The sequence below is a fragment of the Vibrio sp. 10N.247.311.47 genome (assembly GCF_041467535.1).
In the GTDB taxonomy this organism is placed as follows: Bacteria; Pseudomonadota; Gammaproteobacteria; order Enterobacterales; family Vibrionaceae; genus Vibrio; species Vibrio crassostreae_C.
Genome location: NZ_JBFSUR010000007.1, coordinates 61,963 through 70,191, shown reverse-complemented (window position 1 = coordinate 70,191; position 8,229 = coordinate 61,963). Strand labels below are relative to the sequence as shown.

The window sequence follows — 8,229 nt, the reverse complement described above, 5'->3', positions numbered from 1 at the left end:
GGCCTCTTTTTTGTTACGGTATAAATTGAAAAGAGTTACTTAAGGGAGTTGTGGATCAGGAACTCTTCTTCAACACCTTTCAATTTCATCTCATCCATAATGAAGTTCACCGTGTTCAACAAACGTTGTTCACCTTTAGGAATCAGATAGCCGAACTGACTGTTGGTGAATGGAGTTTCGCAGCGTGCCGCTTCAAGACGTTCATCAGTTACTTGATAGAATAGACCTTCAGGCGTTTCTGTTACCATCACATCAACTTTGCCTTCTGCTACTGCTTTCGGTACGTCGAGATTGTTCTCGTAGCGTGTGAAGCTTGCATTCTGCAAGTTCGCGTCGGCAAAGATCTCGTTAGTACCGCCAATGTTCACGCCCACACGAACAGAAGAGAGGTTCACTTTCTCAATGCTGTCGTACTGTTCTGCGGTGCCTTTTGCAACCAAGAAACACTTACCAAAGGTCATGTAGCCTTGAGTTTGTTCCGCGTTTAACTGACGCTGCATTTTACGTGTAATGCCGCCCATTGCGATGTCGTACTTATCGTCGTCTAGATCGGCCAGTAGATCTTTCCATGTGGTACGAACAATCTTCAATTCAACGCCTAATTGTTCCGCGATGTGCTGTGCAACGTCGATATCGTAGCCAGAGTAGCTTTTACCATCGAAGTAAGAGAAAGGCTTGTAGTCACCTGTGGTGCCCACACGCAGAGTACCTGATTTTTGAATGTCTTCTAGCTGGTCAGCGTGTGCGACACCAGAAAGTGCCAGAGCAATGGAAGCAAGTAATAGTGATGTTTTTTTCATTGTAATTGTCTGTTGTGTTTGTGTTGTCATTCAAAGTAACAGAAACAATCAGAGAAAGAGATCAAACCATTGGAAAGGTTGGAAAAGAAGATGAAACGAGGGCAGGAGATAGGTATTTCTATGGTTTGTGAGCATTGATCGAGGTGCGTTTCATATTCCGTTTTGATAAACCGAAGACAAACAAAAAGCCCATGTTATCGAATAACATGGGCTTCATTTTGGTTTAACTTGTTAGCTGCTTATTTAGCTATTTAGCTATTTAGCAACTGACTCGTTGTTCATCTTAGCCGGAGCTTTAGATGCGTTAACCAATAGGATACCAACGGTTAGTACCATTGAACCACATAGTAGGAACAACAAGCGTCCTGTTGGTTCGTTTGGAATCAGAGCCATTGCTAGGATACCGAAACCTGCTGTGCTGATAAGCTTACCAAGCATTGAACGCTGTTTAGTATCTAGGTTTTGTTGCTCTTCACCTTCCGCTACAAGCGGCGTGTTCCAGTTAGTGAATAGTTGGTCAACTTCTTTCTCACGCTCTGGCGATAGGCCTTTGTAGAAGCGAGAAGTCATGATGAAGTAACCACCAGTAAACACTACGTGAGCAGCTAGGCTAAGACCCACTTTCAAGTCGCTCCATTCACGGCCAGTAAGCGCTGTTTCTAGACCAAATAGGTGCTCGATGTCTTCTGCTTGAAGCGAGATACCGAAGATGTAAGAAACGAAGCCACCAACGATTAGCGTAGACCAACCAGACCAGTCAGGCGTCTTACGAATCCACATACCAAGTAGTACAGGGATAAGCATTGGGAAGCCAATTAACGCACCTACGTTCATTACGATATCGAACAAGCTTAAGTGACGCAGAGAGTTAATGAACAAGCCAATCGCGATGATGATAATACCCATCATGATAGTGGTTAGCTTGCTGACAATAACCAGCTCTTTCTGAGTCGCGTTTTGACGAAGAATCGGGCTGTAGAAGTTCATTACAAAGATGCCAGCGTTACGGTTCAGACCTGAATCCATAGAAGACATTGTCGCAGCGAACATTGCTGACATAAGAAGACCAACCATACCTGCTGGCATTACGTTCTGTACGAATGCTAGGTAAGCAGCATCACCGGCTTTGTCACCCATTGATGTGTATTGCTCAGCGAACTCAGGCATGAATGCACTAACGTACCAAGGTGGTAGGAACCAAATTAGTGGACCAATAACCATAAGGATACATGCTAGGCCTGCCGCTTTACGTGCGTTTTCACTGTCTTTTGCACATAGGTAACGGTATGCGTTGATGCTGTTGTTCATTACACCGAACTGCTTCACGAAGATGAATACAACCCAAAGGATGAAGATGCTCATGTAGTTTAGGTTGTTACCTAACATGAAGTCGCCGTCGAAGTTAGCAACAATGTTAGTTAAGCCGCCACCGTGGAAGTAAGCTGCTACCGCACAAGTGATTGTCACGGCCATGATTACAAGCATTTGCATGAAGTCAGAAGCAACAACCGCCCAAGAGCCGCCGGTTACTGCCATCAATACTAGAACCATACCCGTTACCACAATGGTAGCTTCCATTGGGATGTTGAATACCGCTGCTACAAAGATAGCTAGACCGTTTAGCCAGATACCTGCAGAGATAAGGCTGTCCGGCATACCTGCCCATGTGAAGAACTGTTCAGACGTTTTACCAAAGCGCTGACGAATAGCTTCGATCGCCGTTACCACACGAAGTTGGCGGAACTTTGGAGCGAAGTACATATAGTTCATGAAGTAGCCAAAAGCATTGGCTAAGAATAGGATTACAATAACGAAACCGTCATTGAATGCGCGTCCTGCGGCACCTGTAAACGTCCATGCTGAAAATTGTGTCATGAAGGCAGTTGCACCAACCATCCACCACAACATTTTGCCGCCCCCTCTGAAGTAATCACTTGTAGAGGTGGTGAACTTACGGAACATCCAACCAATCGCGATTAAAAAGAAGAAGTAGGCGAGAACAACAAAAGTATCAATAGTCATCTTTTCAGCCTTTTAAATATCATAATTAACTGGGCTTAGATTAACGCGTCTCAAGGTTTATTTGTACTACAATATGTCTTTAGTATGATCTAGGTCGCATTGATTTTTCGGCCTCTAACACGTGGTTATATAAGTATTTGTTTTAATTGAATTTAAATGTGAGTGTATTTTGTTTGAGATCTAAAATAAATTGAGGGTTAAATGTTTATATGTATTACAATATAAACAAAAGCGCTTACTTTGCCGTATCTATAAGATTTTAATTATAACCGTAACAAATGTGCTACAAATTGGTGTGTTGTGCGACGACATTCACGTTAATTTGGAACTCTATACTGAAAAATTCTGTATTGGGATTTCAAGTGTAGCTCATTGTTTTCACTTCGCTATTTTGTATTTGTCTGCGGCTCTGTAGCCTTTCTATGCTATTTATTCATTTTTTCGTGCCATAGAGGTGCATATTTGGAATTTTTGTCACTGAGTGGGCGTTAAACTGGACGGACGGGACACATTTTGCGGTGCACTTTGTCTATTGTGGTCTTCAGTGCATGCCATGAGAGATGCTTGATGACGTATCGAAAAGGAACATTGCTGGGTAAGGGGCTGGATAAGAAGCTGGATAGGCGATAGGGGGCACCAGTAACGCTTCGTTAGATGCGTGCTGAAGTCGATTGAAAGCTTACATTACTTGTTATTGCCTGTCTTAGTCGCGGAGCTGGACGAGCCCATAGAGAGAAAGGCGATAAGGTGTGGGGGAAACATAATGTTGATTGAGCGTGTTTTACGGTTAGTCAGCGCAATAAACGCCAGATAACAAAAAGCCCCACCGAGGTGAGGCTTCATCACTCAATCTAAAATAGATTAAGCGTTAACGTGATCAACTGCGTCACGAACCAGCTTGCCTAGTTCGTCCCACTTACCTTCGTCGATAAGGTTAGTTGGAACCATCCAAGTACCGCCACACGCAAGTACAGAAGGGATCGATAGGTATTCATCAACATTCTTCAAGCTTACGCCACCAGTAGGCATAAATTTAACAGGGTAAACCGCTGTTAGTGCTTTAAGCATGCCAGTACCACCAGAAGGCTCAGCAGGGAAGAACTTCAACGTGCGAAGGCCCATTTCCATTGCTTGTTCCACTAGGCTTGGGTTGTTAACACCCGGTACGATTGCAACACCCTTATCGATACAGTATTGAACAGTGCGCGGGTTGAAACCTGGGCTTACGATGAAATCAACGCCAGCTTCGATAGATGCATCAACTTGCTCGTTAGTCAGTACAGTACCTGAACCAATTAGCATGTCTGGGAATTCTTTACGCATGATGCGAATCGCTTCGATTGCACATTCTGTACGTAGCGTGATTTCTGCACATGGCATGCCGTTTTCAACAAGTGCTTTACCTAGAGGGATAGCGTCTTCAGCACGGTTGATAGCGATTACAGGAATTACTTTTAGGTTTGCTAGTTGTTCATTTAATGTCGTCATGAATTCTTTCTCACGTTAAATGTGGGCTTGCTTTCAACTAAGCAAACCCTTGATTAATAGTTAAAGTGCGTAATTATAGAGACAGATCAGGCGTCGCTTCTAGAGGAATGATAGCACCTGGATGCTGAATCACAGTCCCTGCCACAATATGACCTGCTAACGCTGCATCACGTGCATTGCCACCGCTTAAGCGCTTAGCTAGGAAGCCCGCGCTGAACGAGTCGCCAGCCGCTGTAGTATCAACAATGTTGTCTACTGGGTTTGGAGCAACGTACTGAGCGCTTTGGCTTTCAACTACTAAGCAGTCTTTAGCACCACGTTTAATGATGATCTCTTTCACACCAGATTCAGACGTACGTGCAATACACTGTTCAATGCTTTCGTCGCCGTACAACTCTTGCTCGTCATCGAACGTCAGTAGAGCCGTGTCAGTGTACTTAAGCATCTTCAAGTACCAAGAAATCGCTTCTTGTTGACTTTCCCAAAGTTTTGGACGGAAGTTATTGTCGAAGAATACTTGGCCGCCTTGCGCTTTAAATTTGTCTAAGAAGTTGAATAGCTGCGTGCGTCCATTCTCTGTCAAGATAGCAAGCGTAATACCACTTAGGTAAACCGCATCAAAAGAGAATAACTTATCAAGTAGAGCAGGCGTGTCTTCCTGGTCAAACATGAACTTTGCTGCAGCATCATTACGCCAGTAGTGGAAACTGCGTTCACCAGTTTCATCGGTCTCGATGTAGTAAAGCCCTGGTTGTTTGTGATCAAGCTGAGCAATTAAGCTAGTGTCGATACCTTCCGCTTGCCACTTTTCTAACATGTCGGTACTGAATGGGTCAGTGCCTAGCGCTGTTACGTAGCTCGTGTTGATATCTTGCTCTTTTGTTAAGCGAGACAAGTAAAGTGCAGTATTTAGTGTATCGCCACCGAAACTTTGCTTAAGCCCGTCTTGTTTCTTTTGTAGCTCAACCATGCACTCGCCAATGACCGCGATGTTTAATGATTTCATATGCTTACCTTAGCAACTGAGGTTGCGCTGTTTATTATTTTAGGAAATCTTCACGCGCAGGGTTGAAGATATCAAGAAGGATGCTGTCTTGCTCTAGTGCAACTGCACCGTGCATCATGTGTTTACGAGCGAAGTAAGCATCGCCTTCTTTAAGGACTTTCTTTTCGCCTTCAATCTCAGCTTCGAAGCTACCACGAACTACGTAACCGATTTGGTCATGGATTTCGTGAGTATGAGGGTGGCCAATCGCGCCCTTATCAAAACATAGGTGTACTGCCATTAGATCGTCAGTGTAAGCAACGATTTTACGCTTAATGCCGCCACCAAGTTCTTCCCATGGGTTTTCATCTAGGATAAAGAAAGAGTTCATTGTGTATCTCCTAATCTGTTTAAATCTTTTAAGTGTTACTTAACTTGCATCCATCATAAGGGAATGAGCCTAATTGTAATACAATATATCTAAATTTGTGTGATATCGATCAAGCGATACTTTATATAGCGTAAATAAATCAACAACTTAATAAATGGCTAATATTTACCATTAGCCAGCTACATCAATGACTTATGGCTAATTATGTGACTCTACTCATCATTTAGCGACGAATAGGTATAATTAAAGCTCATATTGTATTACTTTATATGGAGTTTGAAAATTTAATCAAAGTTTAAGCAGATAAACTCTTTATTGAGGGTGACAAAGAATATGACGACTAAACCAGTATTGTTGACTGAAGCAGAAATCGAGCAGCTTCATCTTGAAGTGGGCCGTTCTAGCTTAATGGGCAAAACCATTGCAGCGAACGCGAAAGATCTAGAAGCATTCATGCGTTTACCTATTGATGTCCCAGGTCATGGTGAAGCTGGGGGTTACGAACATAACCGCCATAAGCAAAATTACACGTACATGAATCTAGCTGGTCGCATGTTCTTGATCACTAAAGAGCAAAAATACGCTGACTTTGTTACTGAATTACTAGAAGAGTACGCAGACAAATACCTAACGTTTGATTACCACGTACAGAAAAACACTAACCCTACAGGTCGTTTGTTCCACCAAATCCTGAACGAACACTGCTGGTTAATGTTCTCAAGCTTAGCTTACTCTTGTGTTGCTTCAACCCTGACACAAGAACAACGCGACAATATTGAGTCTCGTATTTTCGAACCAATGCTAGAAATGTTCACAGTTAAATACGCACACGACTTCGACCGAATTCACAACCACGGTATTTGGGCTGTAGCCGCTGTCGGTATTTGTGGTCTTGCTCTTGGCAAGCGTGAGTACCTTGAAATGTCGGTGTACGGCATTGACCGTAACGACACTGGCGGCTTCCTAGCGCAAGTTTCTCAGCTGTTTGCACCGTCTGGCTACTACATGGAAGGTCCTTACTACCACCGTTATGCGATTCGTCCAACGTGTGTGTTCGCTGAAGTGATTCACCGTCATATGCCTGAAGTGGATATCTACAACTACAAAGGCGGCGTGATTGGTAACACAGTACAAGCGATGCTTGCGACGGCTTACCCGAACGGCGAATTCCCAGCTCTGAACGATGCATCTCGCACAATGGGTATTACAGACATGGGTGTTCAGGTTGCAGTGAGCGTTTACAGCAAACATTACTCATCTGAAAACGGCGTTGACCAAAACATTCTTGGTATGGCGAAGATTCAAGACGCAGTTTGGATGCACCCATGTGGTCTTGAGCTATCTAAAGCTTATGAAGCGGCGTCTGCTGAGCAAGAAATCGGCATGCCTTTCTGGCCAAGTGTTGAATTGAACGAAGGCCCTCAAGGTCACAACGGCGCGCAAGGCTTTATCCGTATGCAGGATAAGAAAGGCGACGTTTCTCAGTTAGTGATGAACTACGGCCAACACGGCATGGGTCACGGTAACTTTGATACGCTGGGTATTTCTTTCTTCAACCGTGGTCAAGAAGTACTGCGTGAATACGGCTTCTGTCGTTGGGTGAACGTTGAGCCTAAATTCGGCGGCCGTTACCTAGACGAAAACAAATCTTACGCTCGTCAAACAATTGCACATAACGCAGTAACGATTGATGAAAAATGTCAGAACAACTTTGACGTTGAACGTGCAGATGCAGTACACGGCTTGCCACACTTCTTCAAAGTAGAAGATGAGCAAATCAATGGCATGAGCGCATTTGCTAACGATCATTACGAAGGTTTTGACATGCAACGCAGCGTGTTCATGCTAAACCTTGAAGAATTAGAATCTCCGCTACTATTAGATCTTTACCGTTTAGATTCTGAGAAAGGCGGTGAAGGTGAGCATCAGTACGACTACTCACACCAATATCAAGGTCAGATTGTTCGCACTAGCTTTGAATACCAAGCAAACAAAGAGCTGAACACGCTAGGTGAAGACTTCGGTTACCAACACCTATGGAACGTGGCAAGCGGTGAAGTGAAGGGCACAGCACTGGTAAGCTGGCTACAGAACAACACCTACTACACGTGGCTAGGTGCAACGTCTAACGACAATGCTGAAGTTATCTTTACTCGCACTGGCGCTAACGACCCAAGCTTCAACCTACGCTCAGAGCCTGCTTTCATTCTACGTAGCAAGGGCGAAACAACACTGTTCGCTTCTGTTCTTGAAACGCACGGTTACTTCAACGAAGAGTTCGAGCAATCAGTCAATGCTCGCGGCGTTGTGAAAGACATCAAGGTTGTCGCGCATACAAATGTAGGTTCAGTCGTCGAAATCAGCACAGAAAAATCAAATGTGACCGTGATGATCAGCAACCAACTTGGTGCGACTGACAACACTGAACACAAGGTAGAACTGAACGGAAAAGTATACAGCTGGACAGGCTTCTACTCAGTAGAGACAACTTTACAAGAAACAAATTCAGAAGAACTTAGCACTGCAAAGCAGGGGAAATAATA

Annotated in this window: 6 protein-coding genes; 1 reads left to right on the top strand and 5 read right to left on the bottom strand. The window is 44.0% G+C overall.

What is annotated here, in order from left to right; translation table 11 throughout:
- Positions 1-35 precede the first annotated feature (35 nt).
- The 5 genes from AB6E51_RS06935 to AB6E51_RS06915 all read right to left on the bottom strand — a co-directional run bounded on the left by AB6E51_RS06935 (position 36) and on the right by AB6E51_RS06915 (position 5,686).
- The gene (locus AB6E51_RS06935; RefSeq protein WP_017067326.1) at positions 36-800 is read right to left on the bottom strand and encodes a transporter substrate-binding domain-containing protein; all 765 of its coding nucleotides are present in this window, start codon (positions 798-800) and stop codon (positions 36-38) included.
- A gap of 255 nt (positions 801-1,055) precedes the next feature.
- Positions 1,056-2,822: a sodium:solute symporter family transporter gene (locus tag AB6E51_RS06930; protein ID WP_102332113.1), complete on the bottom strand. Its 1,767-nt coding sequence runs from the start codon at positions 2,820-2,822 to the stop codon at positions 1,056-1,058.
- 861 nt (positions 2,823-3,683) lie between these two features.
- Positions 3,684-4,310, bottom strand: coding sequence for a bifunctional 4-hydroxy-2-oxoglutarate aldolase/2-dehydro-3-deoxy-phosphogluconate aldolase (locus tag AB6E51_RS06925; protein ID WP_017069898.1), 627 nt, complete (start codon positions 4,308-4,310; stop codon positions 3,684-3,686).
- A gap of 73 nt (positions 4,311-4,383) precedes the next feature.
- Positions 4,384-5,316: a sugar kinase gene (locus AB6E51_RS06920; RefSeq protein ID WP_017061485.1), complete on the bottom strand. Its 933-nt coding sequence runs from the start codon at positions 5,314-5,316 to the stop codon at positions 4,384-4,386.
- 34 nt (positions 5,317-5,350) lie between these two features.
- A complete protein-coding gene (locus AB6E51_RS06915; protein WP_009846518.1) occupies positions 5,351-5,686 on the bottom strand; it encodes a cupin domain-containing protein in 336 nt (111 codons plus the stop codon).
- 333 nt (positions 5,687-6,019) lie between these two features.
- On the opposite strand from AB6E51_RS06915, the gene AB6E51_RS06910 reads away from it, so the two are divergent.
- Positions 6,020-8,227: a heparinase II/III family protein gene (locus AB6E51_RS06910; RefSeq protein ID WP_102332114.1), complete on the top strand. Its 2,208-nt coding sequence runs from the start codon at positions 6,020-6,022 to the stop codon at positions 8,225-8,227.
- Positions 8,228-8,229 lie beyond the last annotated feature (2 nt).

Coding starts and splice junctions, on each gene's coding strand:
- AB6E51_RS06920 (WP_017061485.1), bottom strand. CDS start 5,316: ATGAAATCATTAAACATCGCGGTCATTGGCGAGTGCATGGTTGAGCTA.
- AB6E51_RS06925 (WP_017069898.1), bottom strand. CDS start 4,310: ATGACGACATTAAATGAACAACTAGCAAACCTAAAAGTAATTCCTGTA.
- AB6E51_RS06935 (WP_017067326.1), bottom strand. CDS start 800: ATGAAAAAAACATCACTATTACTTGCTTCCATTGCTCTGGCACTTTCT.
- AB6E51_RS06930 (WP_102332113.1), bottom strand. CDS start 2,822: ATGACTATTGATACTTTTGTTGTTCTCGCCTACTTCTTCTTTTTAATC.
- AB6E51_RS06915 (WP_009846518.1), bottom strand. CDS start 5,686: ATGAACTCTTTCTTTATCCTAGATGAAAACCCATGGGAAGAACTTGGT.
- AB6E51_RS06910 (WP_102332114.1), top strand. CDS start 6,020: ATGACGACTAAACCAGTATTGTTGACTGAAGCAGAAATCGAGCAGCTT.